The organism is Parafrankia colletiae, assembly GCF_001854655.1.
In the GTDB taxonomy this organism is placed as follows: domain Bacteria; phylum Actinomycetota; class Actinomycetes; order Frankiales; family Frankiaceae; genus Parafrankia; species Parafrankia colletiae.
In genome coordinates, this window is the sequence record NZ_MBLM01000135.1 from 69131 (window position 1) to 88661 (window position 19531).

At 73.1% G+C, this 19531-nt stretch carries 17 protein-coding genes; 9 read left to right on the top strand and 8 right to left on the bottom strand.

Annotated features, from left to right (window positions below):
• Position 1 precedes the first annotated feature (1 nt).
• From CC117_RS22885 to CC117_RS22920, 8 genes are all read right to left on the bottom strand, one after another.
• A complete protein-coding gene (locus CC117_RS22885) occupies positions 2-586 on the bottom strand; it encodes a YiiD C-terminal domain-containing protein (RefSeq protein WP_071087461.1) in 585 nt (194 codons plus the stop codon).
• The gene (locus tag CC117_RS22890) at positions 583-1818 is read right to left on the bottom strand and encodes an acyl-CoA dehydrogenase family protein (RefSeq protein WP_071087463.1); all 1236 of its coding nucleotides are present in this window, start codon (positions 1816-1818) and stop codon (positions 583-585) included. The genes CC117_RS22885 and CC117_RS22890 overlap by 4 nt, the downstream gene beginning before the upstream one ends.
• A gap of 38 nt (positions 1819-1856) precedes the next feature.
• Positions 1857-3092 (bottom strand): NAD(P)/FAD-dependent oxidoreductase, encoded by a 1236-nt coding sequence (locus tag CC117_RS22895; RefSeq protein ID WP_071087465.1) that lies wholly within the window; start codon positions 3090-3092, stop codon positions 1857-1859.
• A gap of 131 nt (positions 3093-3223) precedes the next feature.
• Positions 3224-5134 (bottom strand): AMP-dependent synthetase/ligase, encoded by a 1911-nt coding sequence (locus tag CC117_RS22900; protein WP_241830335.1) that lies wholly within the window; start codon positions 5132-5134, stop codon positions 3224-3226.
• 157 nt (positions 5135-5291) lie between these two features.
• Positions 5292-6050 carry an HAD family hydrolase gene (locus CC117_RS22905; RefSeq protein WP_084132609.1) on the bottom strand — a complete coding sequence of 253 codons (759 nt, stop codon included), beginning with the start codon at positions 6048-6050 and terminating at the stop codon, positions 5292-5294.
• Positions 6051-6060: 10 nt separating this feature from the next.
• Entirely contained in the window at positions 6061-6930 is an 870-nt protein-coding gene (locus CC117_RS22910; RefSeq protein ID WP_071087505.1) for an MBL fold metallo-hydrolase, read from the bottom strand.
• A gap of 348 nt (positions 6931-7278) precedes the next feature.
• Positions 7279-8214 (bottom strand): LysR family transcriptional regulator, encoded by a 936-nt coding sequence (locus tag CC117_RS22915; protein WP_071087469.1) that lies wholly within the window; start codon positions 8212-8214, stop codon positions 7279-7281.
• Between the two features lie 151 nt (positions 8215-8365).
• Positions 8366-9616 (bottom strand): cytochrome P450, encoded by a 1251-nt coding sequence (locus CC117_RS22920; protein WP_071087471.1) that lies wholly within the window; start codon positions 9614-9616, stop codon positions 8366-8368.
• Between the two features lie 247 nt (positions 9617-9863).
• On the opposite strand from CC117_RS22920, the gene CC117_RS22925 reads away from it, so the two are divergent.
• The 9 genes from CC117_RS22925 to CC117_RS22965 all read left to right on the top strand — a co-directional run.
• A complete protein-coding gene (locus CC117_RS22925; protein WP_084132612.1) occupies positions 9864-11681 on the top strand; it encodes an AMP-binding protein in 1818 nt (605 codons plus the stop codon).
• A gap of 129 nt (positions 11682-11810) precedes the next feature.
• Positions 11811-12608, top strand: coding sequence for a ferritin-like domain-containing protein (locus tag CC117_RS22930; protein WP_071087473.1), 798 nt, complete (start codon positions 11811-11813; stop codon positions 12606-12608).
• Entirely contained in the window at positions 12605-13222 is a 618-nt protein-coding gene (locus CC117_RS22935) for a hotdog domain-containing protein (protein WP_071087475.1), read from the top strand. The genes CC117_RS22930 and CC117_RS22935 overlap by 4 nt, the downstream gene beginning before the upstream one ends.
• On the top strand, positions 13222-13485 hold the full coding sequence (locus CC117_RS22940; RefSeq protein WP_071087477.1) for an acyl carrier protein: 264 nt from the start codon (positions 13222-13224) through the stop codon (positions 13483-13485). The genes CC117_RS22935 and CC117_RS22940 overlap by 1 nt, the downstream gene beginning before the upstream one ends.
• Complete coding sequence (locus CC117_RS22945) at positions 13482-14420, top strand: SAM-dependent methyltransferase (RefSeq protein ID WP_071087478.1); 939 nt, start codon at positions 13482-13484, stop codon at positions 14418-14420. Before CC117_RS22940 ends, CC117_RS22945 begins: the two co-directional genes overlap by 4 nt.
• 21 nt (positions 14421-14441) lie before the next feature.
• Complete coding sequence (locus CC117_RS22950; protein ID WP_071087480.1) at positions 14442-15383, top strand: acyl-ACP desaturase; 942 nt, start codon at positions 14442-14444, stop codon at positions 15381-15383.
• A complete protein-coding gene (locus CC117_RS22955; protein ID WP_241830336.1) occupies positions 15380-16849 on the top strand; it encodes an NAD(P)/FAD-dependent oxidoreductase in 1470 nt (489 codons plus the stop codon). Before CC117_RS22950 ends, CC117_RS22955 begins: the two co-directional genes overlap by 4 nt.
• A gap of 63 nt (positions 16850-16912) precedes the next feature.
• Positions 16913-18382 (top strand): class I adenylate-forming enzyme family protein, encoded by a 1470-nt coding sequence (locus tag CC117_RS22960; RefSeq protein ID WP_071087483.1) that lies wholly within the window; start codon positions 16913-16915, stop codon positions 18380-18382.
• Between the two features lie 540 nt (positions 18383-18922).
• Positions 18923-19531, top strand: a 609-nt coding sequence (locus CC117_RS22965) for an HpcH/HpaI aldolase/citrate lyase family protein (protein WP_131803121.1), incomplete at its 3' end; no start/stop codon positions are given.

The window sequence follows — 19531 nt, forward strand, 5'->3', positions numbered from 1 at the left end:
GTCAGTCCCCGGCGATCGCGCAGGCGTAGTCGAAGTGGAACCGGGCGACCACGACATCCGCGTCGTCGTACAGCACGGCGCGCACGTCGAGATCGAACCGCTCCGGCCCGGTGCCGGCGAGGACGCGGCGGGTCTCCCGCTCGTCCACCAGGCCCACCGCGCGGATGCGGCCGCGGGCCGGCCGGCGGAACGCCGAGCGTGCGTCGCGGACGACGAGGCTCTCGAACCGGCTCAGTCGTGCCGCGAGCGCGCCCGCCACCGCCGCGGCCCCGGCGAGGTCGGCGGCGAGGAACAGCGCACCGGCATGGACGGTGCCGAGCTGGTTGGTCAGGTCGGCCCGGTCCGGGATCTCCACGACGGAACGCTCGGCGTCGATCTCGGTGATGTCGATGCCGACGAACCGCCGGAACGGCACGATCGCGTTGGCGATCTCCCGGATCCGGTCGAAGTCCGGTGCGGACGTGTCGGCGGTCGCCGGGCCGAAGACCGCGAACGGGCCGGCCGCATCCCTCGCGGTCGGGTCCGGGCCCGCCGGCCCGGCGACGGCGTGACGCGGCGGCGTGGCTGGTGCGGACGTCGATGTCATCGGCTCTCCAGGACGGGCGTGGGGGCGGCGGACGCCGGGGCGGCGGCGATGGGGGCGGCGGGCGCGGGGGTGGTGTGCGCCCGCAGCACCCGGCGGGCGATCGAGGTGCGCAGGACCTCGGACGAGCCCTCGTAGATGCGGAACCCGCGGGCCTCGACGAGGAAGCGGGCGACGAGATGGTCCTCGCAGATCCCGAGCCCGCCGTAGAGCTGGACGACCCGGTCGAGCACACGCCACACCGCCTCGGCGACGAACGTCTTCGCGATCGCCGCGCCGTGGCGGGCGGTGGAGCTCGCCAGCCCGTCGGTGTCGAGCACCCGCGCGACCGACCGCACGAGCGCCCGCGCGGCGGCGATGTCGATCTCGTTGTCGGCGACGTGGGCCTGCGCCATCCCGTGCTCGGAGATCGGCCGGCCGAACGAGGACCGGCCGGTGATGTGGGCGGCGGCCATCTCGTGCGCCCGGGCGGCCAGGCCGAGCCAGCTCATGCAGAACGCCAGCCGCGACGGCGCCAGCCGGACCTGGGCGTACCGCAGGCCGGCGCCGACATCGCCGAGCACCGCCTCGTCCGGCACGAAGCAGTCGGCGAAGGTCACCTCGCAGTGCCCGCCGGCCGCGCTGTGGTCCAGGGTGGGCATCCGGCGCCCGACCCGCAGACCCGGGTTGTCCTGGTCGACGAGGAACATCGTGGTGCCGCCGTCCCCGGTCCGCGCGATGCAGATCGTGAACGCGGCACCCTCGGCGCCGGTGATGAAGTGCTTCGCCCCGTCGATCACCCAGCCGCCGGAGACGCGGGCGGCGGCGGTGCGGACCATCGACGGGTCCGAGCCGGCACCGGGCGCCGGCTCGGTGAGCGCGATGGCCGAGCGGGTCTCACCGCGCAGCAGCGGGTGCAGGTGGCGTTCGGCCTGCTCCCGGGTGCACACGGCGGCGAGCAGGTGCATGTTGCCGTCGTCGGGCGCCGCGCAGTTGACGGCGGTGGGGCCGATGAGGCTCGTCCCCGCGGCCTCCAGCACCTCGGCGAGGCCGGCGTTGTCCAGGCCGAGCCCGCCGAGCTCGACCGGGGTGAGCGGCCCGAACACCCCGGCCTCGCGGGCGGCGCGCTGGAGGTCGACCCGGACGTCGTCGTCCATGTGCCGACCCGCCACGATCAGCTCCCGCTCGACCGGCAGGACCTGCTCCTGGATGAAGGCCCGGGTGCGCCGGGCGAGCTCGCCGACATCGGTACTCATCAGCCTGCCTCCGATCCTTCTGTCTTCGGTCCTTCGGCTCAGCCGGCCGACAGCAGGCGCTTCTCGGTGGGCGTGCCGACCTCCTCGTAGAGCTCGGCGAGGTTGTCGGGGTGGAAGAAGTCGTGGCCGGGGATGCCGCCGGCGATCATGGCGAAGAACCTCTTCGTGTACCGCGGGCTTTCCGCGGTGGCCCGGAAGACCGAGTCCAGGAACGGCGGCAGGACGAGGTGCGCGAGGGTGCAGGTCAGCTGGAACGTGCCGTGGCTCTCCTCGTCGCGGACCTTGACGTACTCGGCCGCCGCGTCGTCCAGCGTCCGCTCGCCGGCCAGCGCCGCGAGCAGCCGGTCGGCGAGCAGCTGCGCCTGGTTGAAGGCGTCGGTGATGCCCCAGCCGGTGAAGGGGTCCTTGTGGTAGCCGGCGTCGCCGACCAGTGCCCAGCCCGGTCCGCTCGAGCGCCGGTAGTAGTTGTCCGGGTACCGCATGGGCCGGAACTCCTCCGCGCGCCGGCCGCGGGCCCGCAGGTCCTCGCCCAGCTCGGGCAGGACGTTGTCGAAGATGGCGTGGAAACTGCCCTCGACGTCGGCGCGGAACTCGCTGAACGCCGAGCGCGGGCGGATGATCGACAGCATGTGCTGCCCGCCGTTCGTCGGMCAGGTGCCGAACTGCTGCTCACCGAAGCCCGTCCGGTGGTGCATCGGYCAGTCCAGGCCGTCGTAGTACGAGTAGTAGATGAAGCCGGCGGCGGGCACCACCTTGTAGAAGTCCGCGCCGACCTTGTCCGCCACGGTGGACGTCCGGCCGTCCGCGCCGACCACGAACCCGGCGCGGAACTCCTGCTCGGGGCCCTCGCCGACCCGGCCGCGGATCCCGGCCACCCGGCCGTCGTCGAACAGCAGGTCGGTGACGGTGAAGCCCTCGACGACCTCGGCGCCGGCCTCGCGGGCCGCGTCGACGAGCAGCTTGTCCAGCACGGTCCGCCGCGGGCAGTAGACGGCGTCGATACCGTCGATCGGGTCGGCGAAGCCCTCCAGGTAGATGCCGGTGTAGGAGAACGTCAGGTGCCGCAGCGGCGGGACACCGGTGGCGACCAGGCGGTCCAGCAGCCCCCAGTCCCGCAGCCGGGCCAGCCCGGTCTGGTGCATGTAGTGGGTCGAGACGGTGTCGCTGGGGAAGGTGGCGCGGTCCACGACCAGGACCCGGTGGCCCTGGCGGGCCAGCAGCATGGCGAGGGGCGATCCGGCGCAGCGCGCACCGACCACGATGACGTCGTACATCCTTGGGAGCTCCCGTCGTACAGGCGGGTGGAAGAGGGTTCGGGCGGAGCGGGTTCGGCTCGGATGAACCTGAGCGGGCGAACCTGGGCGGCCAGGCGGCCAGGCGGCCAGGCGGCCGAGTGGCCAGGTGGTCAGGCGGGTGTCGAGGCGGCCGTGGCCGCGGGCACGGTGGCCGGCACGGATGCCACCGCCGGCGGGGCCGCCGCGTAGAGCTCCTCGATCTCGGCGGCGAACGCGGCCTCGATCTGCGCGCGGCGCAGCTTCATCGAGGGCGTGAGATGGCCGGCGTCGATGGTGAACTGGTCGGGCAGCACCCGGATCCGCCGGATCGACTCGGCGCGGGAGACGAGGCCGTTGGCGTCGTCCACCGCTTCGCGCAGCCGGTCCAGCAGGCCGGGGTGTTCCCACCAGCCGTCGGCGTCCAGGTCGATACCGGCGGTGTCGGCAGAGCCGGCGGTGTCGGCCAGGGCGCGCAGCGCGGCCGGCTCGAGGGTGAAGAGCGCGGCGACGTACGGGCGGGCCTCGCCGATGACCATGGCGTCGGCGACCAGGGGGTGCAGCCGCAGCCGGTCCTCCAGCAGCGTCGGCGTGACGTTCTTGCCGCCGCTGGTCACCAGGATCTCCTTGCGCCGGCCGGTGATGACCAGGAAGCCGTCGGCGTCGAGCCGGCCCAGGTCACCGGTGTGCAGCCAGCCCGGATCGCCGGCGGCGGCGACCTCGGACGGATCCTGGCCGGCCCGCCAGTAGCCGGGGGAGACGTTGGGACCGGCGACCAGCACCTCGCCGTCGTCGGCGATCGCGACCGTCGTTCCCGGGATGGGCTGGCCGACGGTGCCCGGGCGGTTCGTCGCGGGCTGGTTGACCGTCACGGCGGTCGCCGCCTCGGTCAGCCCGTAGCAGTTGAGGATCTCCACACCGAGCCCGCGGTAGTAGGCCGCGGTGGTGGTGTCCAGCGACGCGCCGCCGCTGATCACATGGGTCAGCCGCCCGCCGAAGACCGCGCTGGCCCGAGCCAGGGCCGCCGGGTCCGGCCGGCTGGTGAGGCGCACCGGTGAGCCGTCGCCGTTCCCGTCGGCGCCGCCGCTGGTGTTGTCACCAGCCGCCGCCACCGCCGTCGCCGCGGCCAGGCCGGTGGCCACCGCCGCCAGCTCGGTGTCGGTGTCGATCGCCCGGCGCAGTCCCTTGCGGATCTTCTCCAGGCCGTAGGGGACCAGCGCCAGCACCGACGGCCGGAAGGTCGCCATGGCGGGCAGCAGTTCGGTCACGGCGGGCAGCAGCCCGGTCCGTGTGCCGGCGTAGAGGCAGGCGACCAGGATCGTCCGCCCGAAGACGTGTGCCAGCGGCAGGCACAGCAGCGTCGACGCCTGCCCGCCGCCGTCACCCGCCAGGCGGAACAGGTCGCCGGTGTGCTCGACGGTGTTGGCGCTGGAGGCGAACAGGTTGCCGTGGGTGAGCATGCAGCCCTTCGGCATGCCGGTCGTCCCACTGGTGTAGACGATCGTCGCCAGCGAACCGGCGCGGACGGCGTCGCGCCGCCGGGTGAACTCCGCTGTGCCGGCCGGGTCGCCGCCGGTCGCCGCGCCCCATCCGTCGAGGTCCGCCAGCGGCCAGGGGGCGGTGTGCAGGGCGCCGCCCGCGGCGGCGGTCACCAGCTCCAGGTGTTCCGCCGTCTCGACGAAGCACCAGCGCATCCCCGAGTCGGTGACGATGTGGGCGACCTGCACCGCCGACGCGGTCGGGAAGATCGGGACGGTGACCGCGCCGACCGCGAGCACCGCGAGGTCGGCCACCACCCACTCGTAGCTGGTCCGGCCCAGCAGGCCGACCCGGTCACCGGCCTCGACGCCGGCCCGCAGCAGGCCACCGGCCGCCTGGCGGACATGAGCGTCGAGATCGCGGTAGGTGACGTCCGCCCAGCCCGCCGCCACCGGCCGGCTGAGGGCCACCAGCTCCGGGGTGGTCTGCGCCCGGTCGTGGACAAGGGAGTACAGGCCACGGTCATCAGGCAGGACGAGACCCGCGCCCAGGGTGTACTGCGACACACCGACCACCTATTCGTGACGAGCTTCGGGGAATTCCTGGGTGAATTTCCGAATCAAGTCTCCGTGCGGCACGGTGTGGTTGGCAATGCCTTTGTCGCAAACGATCCGTAAACGGTGTCAATCGTTGCCGCTGGCCGTTTCGATGGATCGATGGAAACTATTTATTCTTCAGCGGGAATGTCGGGCCCGTGCCGGCGGCGGTCCAGTGCTCGACGAGCCGCAGGGTGCGGGGCGGGTCCGCGTGCTCGATGACCTGCCAGCCTCGGGCCCGGGCCGCGGCGCAGTTCGCCGCCACGTCGTCGATCAGCAGGCACGCCGCGGGCGGGACCCCGAAGGTCGACTCGGCCAGCGCGAAGATCGCCGGGTCGGGCTTGCGCAGCGCCACCTCGAAGGAGTTGATCGTCACCTCGAACGGCCACGGGCGCACGTCCGGCGCCAGCGCCCGGCGGTGCGGCTCCCACTCGCGGATGCTGTTCGTCAGCATCCCCACCCGCAGGCCCCGGGCGCGCACCTGGGCGAGCAGCTCGAACAGCGCCGTGTTGGCGGTCCGTCCGGCGTACCAGTGGTCACCGAAACGGGTCAGGTCGAGCTGCGGCGTCCAGGCGGGCGCCAGCTCCGCGGTGACCCGCAGGCCCCACTCCCGCTGGGTGAGCAGACCCAGTTCGAGCGGCTCGATGAGGGTGCCCCCGTACGGGGCGGCGACCCGCCGGATCGCGGCGAGGAGCTCGTCCGCGGGGACCCCCGCGGCTGCCGCGACCTGGCCGAACAGGCCGTGCAACGGGGAGGTGAGAACCCCGCCGTAGTCACACCAGACCGCCTGCACCGCCTGTACCACCGGCCCCCCGGAGGCCTCGTCGGCTGCCTCAGGGGGTGCCTCGTTCGCTGCCACGTTCGCTGCCACGGTCGGATCGGTCATGGGCGAATTGTCAGGCACGTGGGGTCAGCTCGGGGGCGACTCGGGGCAGCGGCCCGGTGTCGCGGGCGGCGAAGCGGCCGGCGGGAGTGGCCAGGTGCACCGGCCCGTCGAACGCGCGCTCCGCGTCGGCCTTGCGCGCCTGCAGCCACGCAGGCTCGGCGGTCACGAAGTGGGTGAGGACGAGCTGCCCCACCCCGGCGGCCGAGGCGACGGTCCCGGCGTCGGTGGCGCTGAGGTGGCCGTGGTCCGTGGTGTCGGTCAGCTCCAGGGTCGACTCGGCGAGCAGCAGGTCGACGTCCTGCGCGAACGGCACCAGATCGGCGGTCACCCCGGTGTCGCCGGTGTAGGCGAGGCTGCCCGACGCGCCGTCGATCCGGGTGCCGCAGTTGGGGACGGCGTGCCGCAGCTCGTGCAGGCTGACGGTGGCGTCGCCGACGTCGAAGGTGTCACCCGGCGTGTACTCGCGGACGTCGAACGCCACCTCGAAGGCCCGGTCCAGCAGCGGGATCGTGGCGACCGGGAACAGCGCGGCCAGCGCCCGCAGCCGCTCCCGGCCCCCCTCCGGCACGTACAGCGGCACCGGGGCCCGCTGGACCCGGGCGGCCAGCTCCGGCAGGGACGGGAAGAGGTTCGCGAACCGGCCGTGGCCGGCCAGCAGCGTCTTCCCGACGGGAAGCAGGTCGTAGCAGTGGTCCAGGTGCAGGTGGCTGATGACGACCGCGTCGAGCCGGTCCGGGTGCATGATCGTGCTGAGCGCGGTGGCGGCCCCGGGGCCACAGTCCAGCAGCAGGCGGGCCGCACCGGTCTCCACCAGGTAGCTGGAGCTGCACTGGCCGGCACCGGGCATCCCCGACCGGCATCCGAGGACCGTCAACTGCATGTCCGTGTCCATTCTGTCGGGCAGCGTCGGGACTCCGGCGACGCTGTCGTGAACGCCGCGACCCGGGTGCCGCCGTCATACATGCCGCGGACCTGGGACAACAGCAGGGCTCGGTACGGCGACCAGCCGGTACCGCCCGTTTGAGCGATGTTCTGCGCCACGCAGTTCCTCGGCAACGCATGAATCCCGAACRGACAATTCAGGATGTCAATCGTCCGCCGTGGGCAGGGTGCGCGCCCCGGCTTCCGGGGTCGTCCTGCGGACGTTCAGGCCACAGCGGAGCCGGGGGTCACAGCGGAGCCGGGCCAGGGCATGGTCAGGTGCCGGGGGTTGTCACCCGCAAGGGGGTCAGGCGCCGGCCGGATCGGGGCGGGTCGCGGCGGCGGCCGGGGGCCGGTCGACGAAGGGGCCGGCGGCCTCCAGGCAGTCGAGGAAGGCGCTCACCACCGGCTGCGGATCCGGCCGCCAGACGGCGTACATCCCCACCGTCGGGACCGGGTCGACCAGGCGCACGGCGGACAGCCCGTGCCCCGGGGGATGCGCGCCGCGGGCGGCCGAGGCGAACCCGACCACCGGCTTGGTGGTGACGACGATGCCGGTCGCCCCGGAGTCGTCCACCTCGTCGGAGACCGTCAGGGCGATGCCGCAGCGGTCGGCCGCCGCGAGGATCGCATCATGCATCGCGGGGCTCTGCTCCCGGCGGAACAGCACACACGGCTGGTCGGCGAGCTCCCGGAACGGGACCTCGGCCCGCGCCGACCAGGGATGGCGGCGGCTGACCACCGCGACCAGCGGGATGGTCGCCACCCGCTGCGAGCGCAGCTGCGCGGAGGGCGGGCCGGCGAAGACCAGCGCGACGTCGAGGCGGCCCTCGGTGAGGGCGGACAGCTGCGGGCCGCTGCGCGCCTCCCACAGCGTGGTCGACACCCCGGGGTAGTCGGCGGCCAGCCGCAGCAGCGTCGGCTGCAGCACCCGCTGCCCGGCCGGGTAGTTGAACCCGATACTGATCATGCCGGTACGCCCGGACGCCGCCTCGCGGGCAACCGTGACGGCCCGCTGTGTCGCGTCCAGCAGCCGGCGGGCCTCCACCTCGAAGGCGCGGCCGGCGGCGGTGAGACGCACCTCGTGGGAGGTGCGGGCGACCAGCTCGACGCCGATGTCGCGCTCCAGCCGCTGCAGCTGCTGGCTCAGTGACGGCTGGGCCAGGTGAAGCCGGGCCGCCGCCCGGCCGAAGTGAAGCTCCTCCGCGATGGCCAGGAATGACGTGAGATATCGCAGTTCCATGGCCATCCTCCCACTTGGCGGCCACCACGCTACCGGCGGGCGCTAACCGCCGGTGACGCGCATGTGTGGGCGGGGGAACCGGAAGATGGCGGGTAGTCGGCGCGTTGTCAGGTCGACCGGTCGCCACATCGGCCGGCGCCGACGAGGCGGGTCAGGCGCGGAACCGGACGGGAAGTTCGGCCAGGCCCCGGATGAGCAGGTTCGGCTTGTACGCGGGTGCGTCGTCGAGCAGTTCCGCGGATGCCACCCGCCGGGTGAACCCGGCCAGCAGCAGCTCCATCTCGAGCAGCGCCAGCGGTGCGCCGAGGCAGTAGTGATGCCCGAGGCTGAACGACAGGTGCCGGGGTGCCCCGGCACCGCCGACGGGTCCGCCCGAGCTGCCCGGCCCGCCGGCGAACCGACGCAGGTCGAGCCGTTCCGGGTCGGGGTAGGCCGCCGGGTCCCGGTTGGCGCAGGCGATCAGAGCGACGACACCCTCGCCGGGCGCGAACACCTGCCCGCCGACGGTCAGCTCACGCTTCGCGGCGCGGGTGTTGAGGTGGATCGGCGAGTCGTAGCGGAGCAGCTCCTCCACGGCCGGGCCGATCAGATCGGGCTCGGCGCGCAGCAGCGCGAGCTGGTCCGGATTGCGCAGCAGCGCGAGCATGCCGTTGCCGACCAGGTTCACCGTGGTCTCGTGGCCGGCGATGATCAGCGTCACGCAGGTGCCGAGAAGCTCGTCGGCGGTCAACCGGTCGCCGCCGTCCTCGACCTGGGCGAGAACGGAGATCAGGTTGTCGCCGGGCTCGTTGCGGTGGTGCTCCACCAGCTCGCTGAAGTACCCGAGGAACTCCGGGATCGCCCGGTTGCGCTCGGCCAGCGCCTGCGGGCTCATCAGGGCGTCGGGGTCGAAGGCCCGCGCCAGTGCCTGCGACCAGACCTGCACCGCCGGATGGTCGGCCGCCGGCACTCCCAGGATCTCGCAGATGACGGTGAGCGGCAGTGGGTAGGCGAGCATCTCGATGAGATCGAACTCACCCGCGGCGAGCGCGTTGTCGATCAGCTCGTCGACGAGCGCCTCGATACGGGGCCGCAGCAGCTGGACGCTGCGCGGGGTGAAACCCCTGCTGACCAGGCCGCGCAGCCTGGTGTGGTCCGGCGGCTCCATCCACAGGAACGTGGTCGGGAAGCTTTCCGCCGGCAGGGTCGGGTGCATCTGGTGGGCTTCGAGGTCGTGCCCCCAGTCCTGGTTCGCGAGGATGGCCACGCAGTCGGCGTGCCGGGTCGCGACCGGCAGCCCGAACGGCGTCGCGTGCAGCGCTCCCGCCTCGCGTAGCCGCCGGTAGACGGGATAGGGATCAGGCCTGGTCGCGGGGTCGAAGAGCTCGGCGAGCAGGGAGGTCGGGTTCTCCGTGGTGAACATCAGGTGATATCCGTCCTGTCGAATTCTTAACGTCTCCCGTCGCCGCGGTGCGCGGCCGGCCCCGCGATTACGCCGGCCGTATCGTCCGTTCTTCGCGTGGCCCCGCACAGGCCGATTAGAGACCCTTATGGGCCCATAGTCGGAGCAGTCGAATGTTTGACGCGCACCGCGCGGTACGTAAACATTTCTCCCCGGGGATGGCATCACAACGCGTTCCGGCTGTTGCGAGGAAAGGACACCGGTGGCAATGGGAGGAACGGGCGGTGCGGTATCCGACTCGACGGCCGTGGGAGCGGTGGCGGTAGCGGGAGCGACGGCCGCTGCGGCGCTGGCCGCCGGTAGTGTGCACGCCGCGCTCGCGGTCGTCGCGGCGCGACGACCCGATGTCAGCATCGCCTTCCCGTCATCCGGTGAGACGCTGACGATGCGCGAGCTCACCGACCGGGTGGAGGCACTGGCCGCCGCCCTCGCCGCGGGCGGGGTCCGGCCCGGCGCCCGGGTCGGTGTGCTCAGCGACAACGGGCCCGACTTCCTGGTGGCGCTGGCCGGTGTGAACCGGGCAGGCGGCGCCGCGTGCCCGCTGCCGCTGCCCGCCTCCACCCGGGACCTCGCCGGCTACTCGGCGCGGCTGTCCCGCGCGGCGGCCGTCGCCGACATCAGCCTCGTCCTGGTGGGCGGGCGCACGGCCCGGCTGGCGAGCCGCTTCGCCGGGGCGTTCGACGTGGGCGGGGGCGTGCGGATCGCGCCGGTGGCCGAGTTCCTCGCCGGCGGCGCCGTGGCGGCCCGGACGGGGCCGGCGATCATCCCGCCGGACGAGGTGTCGCCGGACGACGAGGCGCTGGTCCAGTTCACCTCCGGCAGCACCGCCGCGCCGAAGGGCGTCGTCCTGACCCACCGCAACATCCTGGCCGGGCTGGCCGCGATCATCGGCGGTGCCGGGCTCACCGAGAACGACGGCGGCGGTGGCATCTGGCTGCCGCTGTTCCACGACATGGGGCTGTTCGGCACGCTCGCCGGCATTCTCGCCGGGATGCCGATGACGGTGTGGTCACCGGCCGGCTTCGTGAAGGACCCGGCCGGCTGGCTGGCGGACTTCCTGCGCCGCGGCGCCAGCATCGCACCGATGCCGAACTTCGCCTACGACTACCTGGTGGACGCCGTGCCCGACCCGCTGGCGGCCGGTCTGGACCTGAGCGGCTGGCGGGTCGCCTTCAACGGCGCGGAACCGGTGTCGCCGGTCTCCCTGGAGCGCTTCCTCACGACGTTCGTCCCGGCCGGGTTCTCCCCGGCGGCGATGCTGCCCGTCTACGGCATGGCCGAGGCGACGCTGGCGGTCACCTTCCCGCCGCCCGGCCGGGCGCGGCCGGTGTTCCGCTGGGTGGACCGTGACCTGCTCGCCCGCGCCGGTGTCGTCCGGGACGTCCCGTCGGATGCGCCGAGTGCGCGCGGGCTGGTCGGCGTGGGCCGGCCGGTGCGCGCGATGAGCGTCCGCATCACGACCCCTGCCGGCGACCCCGGACCGGGGGCGGATGCCGGCGCCGACCCGCGGGTCGAGGTGCTGCCCGACGACATGGTCGGGGAGATCCAGATCCGCGGCGACTCCGTCACCCGTGGATATCTGACCGAGTCCGGTGCCGCACCGGCCGGGGCGTTCACCGCCGACGGCTGGCTGCGCACCGGCGACCTCGGCTTCCTGCACGACGGCGAGCTCTACGTCACCGGCCGGGTCAAGGAGATGGTGATCGTCCGCGGGGTGAACTACTACCCGCACGACGCCGAGGACGCCGTCCGCGAGGTGCCCGGCATCCATCGCCGGCGGTGCGTCGCCTGCGCCGACGTCGCACCCGACGGGACGGAGACCATGGCAGTGATCGCCGAGACGGCCCTGGCCGACGAGGACGAGGGCGAGCGGGCGGCGCTGGTCGTCCGGATCCGGTCCGCGGTCGGCGCCACGCTCGGCCTGAGCGAGGTGGCCGTGCACCTCGTCGGCCCCGACGCGCTGCCGCGGACGTCCAGCGGGAAGTTCCGGCGCCTCGCCGCCCGCGACACCACCCCGGCGGGCTGAGCCCCGGCGGCGCGGAGGACCTGCCGCCCGACCGTCTCGCCCGACTGGCTCGCCCGACCGTCCCGACCGCCCGTCCCGACCTCGTCCACCGACCGTGCTCCTGCGGTCTGATCAGGCAGGTGCTGGCAGATGCACAGCTATGACGTGTTCCGTCACTACGAGCGCCAGGTGTGGCGGCTCGCCGACATCCCGTTCGACGAGGTGCGGCCGGAGGCCGTCCGCCCCGAGTACATCCGGATCGCGCGCGGCGCGGTGATGGGCGAGGCGAACTCGATCGCCGCCCAGCACGGGTTCTTCGACGAGTTCGTCCTCGACTACGACTTCTCCGCGTTCGTCGCCCTGTGGGGCTACCAGGAGCTGCAGCACCACTTCGCCTTCCGCGCCTGGCTGGAGGCGATCGGCGAGCCGGTCGAGGCCGGCCCGGTCGAGGCGATGCGGGAGCCCTACGCGCCGGGCACCACGCCCGCAGCGACCCTCGCCACGAACATCATCTCCGAGCTGACGGTGAACCACGTCTACCGTGYGGTCGCCGCCTGGGTGCAGGAGCCGGTGCTGCGCCGGATCATGACCAACGCGAGCCTGGACGAGGCCGCGCACRCCCGCGAGTTCATCCACTACACCCGCCGCCGTCTCGCCGCGCATCCCGACGAGCTGGCCTCCGTGCTGGAGACGTTGTTCTTCTACACCTCCGAGCAGCGCATCAAGCACCCGGTGGGCGTCTTCAAGGGCGAGCTGGACGCGCTGCGCGACCACGACACCATCGACACCGGCTTCGACTTCTTCCTCGCCCAGGTCGCGACCGAGGGGGAGCTCGCCCACCTGCAGGACAAGATCCGCCGGGCCTTCGGCGGGATGACCGGCCTCGACCTGACCACCAACGCCCGGGTGCGCCGCAGTCTCGCCGAGGTCATCGAGGTCGTCGCGTGACCGCGCCGGCCGGCGAGAACACGTCCCCCGACTCCGACGAGCTGCTGACCCCCTGGGCCGTCCTGGACGACTACCAGTGCTTCGGCTGCTCGCCCCACAACCCGCACGGCCTGCAGCTGCGCTTCCGGGAGCGGCCCGACGGTCTCGCCGCCTCCTTCCGGCTCGGCCGCGCCCACGAGTCGTATCCCGGCGTGGTCCACGGTGGGCTCGTCGGCGTGATCTGCGACGAGACGATGGGCAACCTCCTCGTCCTGCGGACCGGCCGGCCGGCCTTCACCACGGCGATGCGGGTGCGCTACCTGGCGCCGATGCCGGTGGACGTCGCGCACGAGTGCCGGGCCCGGATCACCACCGAGCTGCCCGCGGCCGACCCGCCCGGCAGCGGTCTGCCCGCCAACGGGCTGATCAGCGCCGAGGCGGACATCCTGAACGCCGCCGGCGACCTCGTCGCCACGGCGCGTGCGACCTACCGGCCGGTGGACCTGGACGCGGCCCGCGACCGCATCCAGCTCAGCGACCGCGCCGCCGGCCGCCTGGCAGATGCCCTCACGGCCCCTGCCGCCCCTGTCACGACACCCGTACCCGCCGCCGTTCCCGCAGCCGAGGAGTCCTGATGCCCACCACCGCGGAGCCGGTTCTCGCGACCGTCACCGGCATCGTCGCCACCGAGCTGGCGACCAGCCCGGACACCGTCGACCCCGATCTCGACCTGCGCACCGTCGCCGGCGCCGACTCGGTGAAGGTGCTGCGCATGATCGCGCGCATCGAGCGCGCCTACGACATCGAGCTCGACGACGAGGACGTCTTCACCGTGACGACCGTCCGCGAGGTGACCGCGGTCGTCGAGCGCGCCCTCTCCGGCGGCACGGCGGCATGACCGCCGCCCTCCCGGCCGCACCGGCCACCCTCGCCACGGCCCGGACGCTCAGCGGTGCCGGTGCCGGTGCCGGTGCCGGTGCCGGTGCCGGTGCCAGCACCAGTGCCGGCGTCGCGGACACCAACCAGCACTACGACCTCGACCCGGAGATCTTCGGCCTGTTCCTGGACTCGCGCCGCAAGTACTCCAGCGGTCTGTACCGGACGGACGGCACGACCCTGGAGTCCGCGCAGCTCGCCAAGCTGCGCTTCGTCGCCGAGCGGCTCGGGCTGCGCGGCGGCGAGCGGACGCTCGACGTCGGCTGCGGCTGGGGGTCGGTCGTCCTGTTCCTGGCCGCGGAGCTGGGCTGCCACGCGGTCGGGGTCAGCCCGGCCGGGCGGCAGCACGCGTACATCGCCGCCCGCGCCGCCGAGCTGGGCGTCGCCGAGCTGGTCCGGACCCACCAGGGCCACTTCGAGACCCTCGACCTGCCGCCGGCGTCCTTCGACGCGGTGTCACTGCTCGGCTCGATCGTCCACATGCCCGATCTGGACCTGGTGTTCCGCCGGGCCCGGGCGCTCCTGCGTCGTGGCGGGCGGCTGTACGTGTCCGAGTCCTGCTTCCGCAACGCGGCCGCGCACGCCGAGTTCGACCGCCGCGGCGGCACCGAGTTCGTCCGGAACTCGATCTTCGGCTGGGGTGACATGCGCCCGCTGTCGGAGCTCATCCGGGCGGCCGAGGACGCCGGTTTCTCGGTCCGTTCCGTCGACGACCTGACCGAGGACTACCGCCACACCATCGAGCACTGGCTGGACAACGTCGCGGCGCACGCGGACCAGATCGACGCGATCCGGCCCGGCACGGCGCAGACCCTGAGCCGCTACCTGCAGGTCGCCAACGCCGGCTGGGGCTTCACCACCAAGCACTACGCGCTGGTCTGCCAGAAGTCGCGCTGACGAGCCGGAGAGACGGACGCCATGACGAACACGAGTGCCCCGCCCCCGCCGCCCGCGCCGCCCGCGCCGTCCCAGGCCCCGTCCCGCACGTCGGACCCGGTGCTGCGCGGCCCGGTGCGGGGGCCGTTCCTGCCCCCCGGGGACATGGAACAGGCCGTCACCGCCTACCACCTGGCGACCTCTCCCGCACGGCGCTGGGACGTCGAGTCCGCCGTCAACTGGTCCGCCGCGGACGCCGACCGGCTCACCGACGGGCAGCGCTCCGCCGTGCGGTTCGTGACCCTGATCGAGGATCACCTGCCGGGCTACTTCGCCGTCTACACCCGCCGCTTCCCCCTGACGGCGGACGTCGACCTGGCCGACTTCGCCCACCACCGGGAGCTGTACCACTTCACCGTCCGCTGGGCGGTGGAGGAGGACAGCCACGCCCGGGCGCTGTTCCGCTACCAGACCGAGTCCGGCATCGTCGACGCCGACACCCTGCGCCGGGAGCTGGCGGTGGAGGGCCGCAAGCCCTTCGAGCTCCCGCACGACGACGCGGTGGCGCTGTTCGCCTACGCGCTCGTGCAGGAGAAGGCGACGCAGATCTACTACCAGCAGCTGCGCGCCGTCGTCGGCGACCCGGTGCTGGCCGAGCTGCTCGGCCGGCTCAGCCGGGACGAGGCGCGCCACTTCACCTTCATGGCCGACGTCGTCGAGCGCTACCTGCGGACCCACGGCGACGCGGTGGTGGAGCCGATCCGCGACGTGATCGCCCGGTTCCGGATGCCGCTCGCGGACACGATGCGCGGCTACTGGCGCTGGGCGCTGCGCATCGCGGACACGGCCCGCTACGACCACACCGATGCCTACGACCACCTGATCCGCATCGTCAACCGCGCGGTGGACGCCCGGACGGACCGGGTCGAGGAGCTCACCCGCTTCATCGCCGAGTGCCGCTCCGGTGCCGCGGCACCGGCGTGACGCAGCCGGACGTGAACGGCGGCGGCCCGGTGAACAGCGGCCCGGGGCACGCGGTGAACGGCGGCCCGGCCGGAACGCGTGCGGTGGTGCTCGGGGCCAGCGTCGCGGGCCTGCTCGCCGCCCGCGTGCTGGCCGACCACGTCGACGAGGTGATCATCGTCGAGGGTGACGACGTCACCGGTTCGGCCCACGGCCGGCACCGCGGCGGGGCGGCACAGGGCCGGCACCTGCACGCCCTGATGGAACGGGGCCGGCAGATCCTGGAGGAGCTGTTCCCCGGCCTGACCGCCGAGCTCGCCGCCGGCGGGGTCCCGGCGGCCGAGACCCTGGTCGGCACCCGCTGGTACTTCGACGGCGCCCGGGTCGCCCCGGCGTCGACCGGGCTGACCTCGGTGCTGGCCAGCCGCCCGGTGCTCGAGGCGGCGCTGCGGGCCCGCACCCTGGCCCGGCCCGGGGCGCGCCTGCTGCCCGGTGTGCGGGCTGTCGGCCTCGCCCCGGCCGGGACCACCCGGGTCGCCGGAGTGCGGATCCGGCCGCTCGCGGGGGACGCACCGGCCCGTGTCCTCGCCGCGGACCTCGTGGTCGACGCGACCGGGCGGGGCACCCGCGGGCCCGAGTGGCTCGAGGAGCTGGGCCTCGCCCGGCCGCGCGCGGACAGCGTCGACGTGGACCTCGCGTACGCGTCCCGCACCTACCGGCGCCGGCCCGGGGAGCTGGGCGGGGACTTCGGCGTCATCATCTCGACCCTGCCGGGGCGGCGCGGCGGCGGTGCGGTGGCGCAGGAGGGCGACCGCTGGATCGTCACGCTGGCCGGCATGCTGGGCGATCACCCGCCGGTCGACCCGGACGGCTACGACCGGTTCGCGGCCTCCCTGCCCGCCGGGGACATCCACCGACTCATCCAGGGCGCGCAGCCGCTCGACGACCCGGTGCGCTACCGGTTCCGGACGTCGCGCTGGCTGCGGTACGACCGGCTGCGCCCGGGCGCGGACGGCTTCCTCGCGATCGGCGACGCCCTCTGCGCGTTCAACCCGCTCTACGCCCAGGGGATGACGGTGGCGGCCCAGCAGGCGCTCGCGCTGCGCGACTGCCTGCAGTCAGCCGCGACCGGGGTGTCCGGGGCGGCTGGGCTGGCCGGGGCGGCGAGGCTGGACGGGCTGGCGCGCCGGTACTTCGCCGCGGCGGCGGGGCCGACATCCCGAGCGTGGTCGATCGCCACCGACTCCGACCTGCGCTACCGGGAGATCCCCGGGCGGCGTGGCCTGCGTACCCGGGTGATCAACGCGTACGTCCCGCGTGTGCAGGCGGCGACGCGGGCCGACCCGGTGCTGGCCCGGGCGCTGCTGCGGGTGGTGAACCTGGTCGAGCCGTCGTCCACGCTGCTGGCGCCGGCGGTGCTGGCGCGTACCGTCCGCTTCGGCCTGCGACGGATCCGGACACTTCCTCCGAACAACGAAAACGGCTAATTTTTACGCTGGTTTCGATTCGTCCCTCCGCGGGGGTCGGCGGGACTGACGGAGGGACGCGCCGTGGACGACCAGGTCAGCTACGCACGCCGCATTCATCAGCTCGCCACCGAACGTCCGGATGAACCTGCTTTACGTCATATCGCCCTGGATGGCTCCACCGCCGTCCTGACCCGCGCGGAGCTGGACCGCCGCTCCGGGCAGCTCGCCGGGGCACTCGCCGCCCGCGGGCTGGGTGCCGGGGACCTGCTCGGCCTCGGCCTGCGCAACTCGCCGCAGTTCGTCCTCAGCGTGCTCGCCGCCTGGAAGCTCGGGGCCGTCCCCGTCCCGGTGCGCTGGGACCTGCCGGACTGGGAGCTCTCCCGGCTACGCGAGACGGTCGGCGCGCCCGTCCACCTGGGGGCCGCGGACCTCGGCTGGATCGACGCGACCGCCGAGCTCGCCGTCCCGGAGCTCCCCGACGCGACGTCCCCGCAGATGAACGGGATCTGCAGCAGCGGCTCGACCGGCACGCCCAAGGTCATTCTCAACACCCGCCCGGCCGTGTTCGACCCGCGGTTCACCACGCCGTTCATCGACCTGTGGGGCACCGAACCGGTGCCGCGGCCGCAGGTCATCCTGGTGCTCGCGCCGATGTACCACGCGAACGGGTTCTCCACCCTCTACAGCCTGCTCGGCGGGGACCAGCTGGTGGTGATGGAGAAGTTCGACGCCGCCCGGGTCGTCGACGTGGTCGAGCGGCACCGGGTGAGCACCTTCACGGCGACACCGACCATGCTCAGGCGCATCGCCGACCTGCCCGACATCGAGGGCCGTGACCTGTCGAGCCTCGTGTGGATCCTGCAGGGCGCCGCGCCGATGCCGCCGTCGCTGGTCCACCGCTGGGCGAAGCTGATCGGCCCGGAGCGCATCCTGATGGCCTACGGCATGACCGAGGCGATCGGCATCACCGCGCTGCGCGGGGACGAGTGGATGCGCCACCAGGGCAGCGTCGGGCGCGGCATGCGCGGCACCGAGGTCCTGATCCTGGACGACGACGGCCAGCCACTGCCGCCCGGCGAGATCGGCGAGATCTTCCTGCGCACCCCCGGCGCCGGCTACGGCGGTTACACCTACCTGGGCCAGGCGCCGCAGCTGCGCCGGACCGGCGACGGTTACGAGACCGTGGGCGACCTCGGCTACCTCGACGCGGACGGCTACCTGTTCCTCGTCGACCGCCGCGTGGACCTGATCGTCACCGGCGGGGCGAACGTGTTCCCGGCCGAGGTCGAGATCGCCCTCATCGACCACCCGGAGATCTCCGACGTCGTCGTCATCGGCCTGCGCGACCCCGAGTGGGGCCGGCGGGTGCACGCCGTCATACAGCCCGCGGACCCGTCCCGCCCGCCGACAGCCGGCGAGGTCATCGCCTACGCCAAGAGCCGGCTCGCCCCGTACAAGGTGCCGAAGACGGTGGAGATCGTGGACGCCATCCCGCGCAGTGAGGCCACAAAGGTGAACCGGGGGGCACTCGTCGCGACCCGCGGCGGCTGACCCCGGCCCGAACCGGTCAGCCGCTCGCCCGTTCATCCGCTCACCCGCTTCGAGGGACCGGCGCCGTTTGTCGACAAACGGCGCCGGTTTCCTTTGCGGACCGCCGGTCCGGTTGGTGGTGACCCGGGCGGGAGATTCGGGGCCGGTATGCCCGCCGACCTGGAATCACGCCTCCCGGACAGCCGGGAATGCATTGTCCGGAACGGTGGCGCAACACGGCCGGGCTCTTTCCCGGCTCCGGTCCCGTGGTCGTCGGGTCGTCGGGAGCGCTCAGGTGTGCCAGTGTGACGGGTGCCAGTGTGACGACAGGCACACCGGCAGGACGCCGCGGGAACGTCCTGATTTCGTGTGGAGCGTGCGACTGGCGTGACGGCTCCCCGGCCGTCACCGCCGCGCGATGACCCGACCAGCAACACTGACATGACCAGCACCTCTGACCAGCAGTGACTGCCGGCCTCGCCGGCCGCCGGGGCGCCCGTCGGCCCCGTCGGCCCCGTCGGCGCCCCGGCGGCCGGCTCGATGAAGGAGTTTTCGAGAAGAATGCCTCTGCGTGCTCGCCGGTCGTGTCTGGCGGTTCCGGCTTCCAATCCGAAGATGCTGGGTAAGGCGCAGGGCCTTCCCGCTGACCAGATCTTCTGTGATCTTGAGGACTCGGTGGCGCCGGGGGCGAAGGAGTCGGCGCGTGGGAACGTGGTGTCGGTGTTGAACGAGGGTGACTGGGCGGGTAAGACGCGGGTGGTGCGGGTCAATGACCTGACGACGAAGTGGACGTATCGGGATGTCGTGACGGTGGTGGAGGGTGCGGGGGCGAACCTGGACTGTGTGATGTTGCCGAAGGTGCAGACGGCGGCGCAGGTGCAGTGGCTGGATCTGTTGTTGACGCAGATCGAGGAGGTGATGGGTCTCGAGGTGGGGCGGATCGGTATCGAGGCTCAGATCGAGAACGCGTTGGGGTTGTCGAACGTGAAGGAGATCGCGTTCGCGAGTCCGCGGATCGAGACGATCATCTTTGGTCCGGCGGATTTCATGGCGTCGATGAACATGCCGTCGCTGGTGGTGGGTGCGTTGAGCCCGGACTATCCGGGGGATCCGTTCCACTACGTGCTGTTCAAGATTTTGGAGGCGGCGCGGGCGCGGGGTGTGCAGGCG

Coding starts and splice junctions, on each gene's coding strand:
- CC117_RS22885 (WP_071087461.1), bottom strand. CDS start 586: ATGACATCGACGTCCGCACCAGCCACGCCGCCGCGTCACGCCGTCGCC.
- CC117_RS22890 (WP_071087463.1), bottom strand. CDS start 1,818: ATGAGTACCGATGTCGGCGAGCTCGCCCGGCGCACCCGGGCCTTCATC.
- CC117_RS22905 (WP_084132609.1), bottom strand. CDS start 6,050: ATGACCGATCCGACCGTGGCAGCGAACGTGGCAGCGAACGAGGCACCC.
- CC117_RS22910 (WP_071087505.1), bottom strand. CDS start 6,930: ATGCAGTTGACGGTCCTCGGATGCCGGTCGGGGATGCCCGGTGCCGGC.
- CC117_RS22915 (WP_071087469.1), bottom strand. CDS start 8,214: ATGGAACTGCGATATCTCACGTCATTCCTGGCCATCGCGGAGGAGCTT.
- CC117_RS22920 (WP_071087471.1), bottom strand. CDS start 9,616: ATGTTCACCACGGAGAACCCGACCTCCCTGCTCGCCGAGCTCTTCGAC.
- CC117_RS22925 (WP_084132612.1), top strand. CDS start 9,864: ATGGGAGGAACGGGCGGTGCGGTATCCGACTCGACGGCCGTGGGAGCG.
- CC117_RS22940 (WP_071087477.1), top strand. CDS start 13,222: ATGCCCACCACCGCGGAGCCGGTTCTCGCGACCGTCACCGGCATCGTC.
- CC117_RS22945 (WP_071087478.1), top strand. CDS start 13,482: ATGACCGCCGCCCTCCCGGCCGCACCGGCCACCCTCGCCACGGCCCGG.
- CC117_RS22950 (WP_071087480.1), top strand. CDS start 14,442: ATGACGAACACGAGTGCCCCGCCCCCGCCGCCCGCGCCGCCCGCGCCG.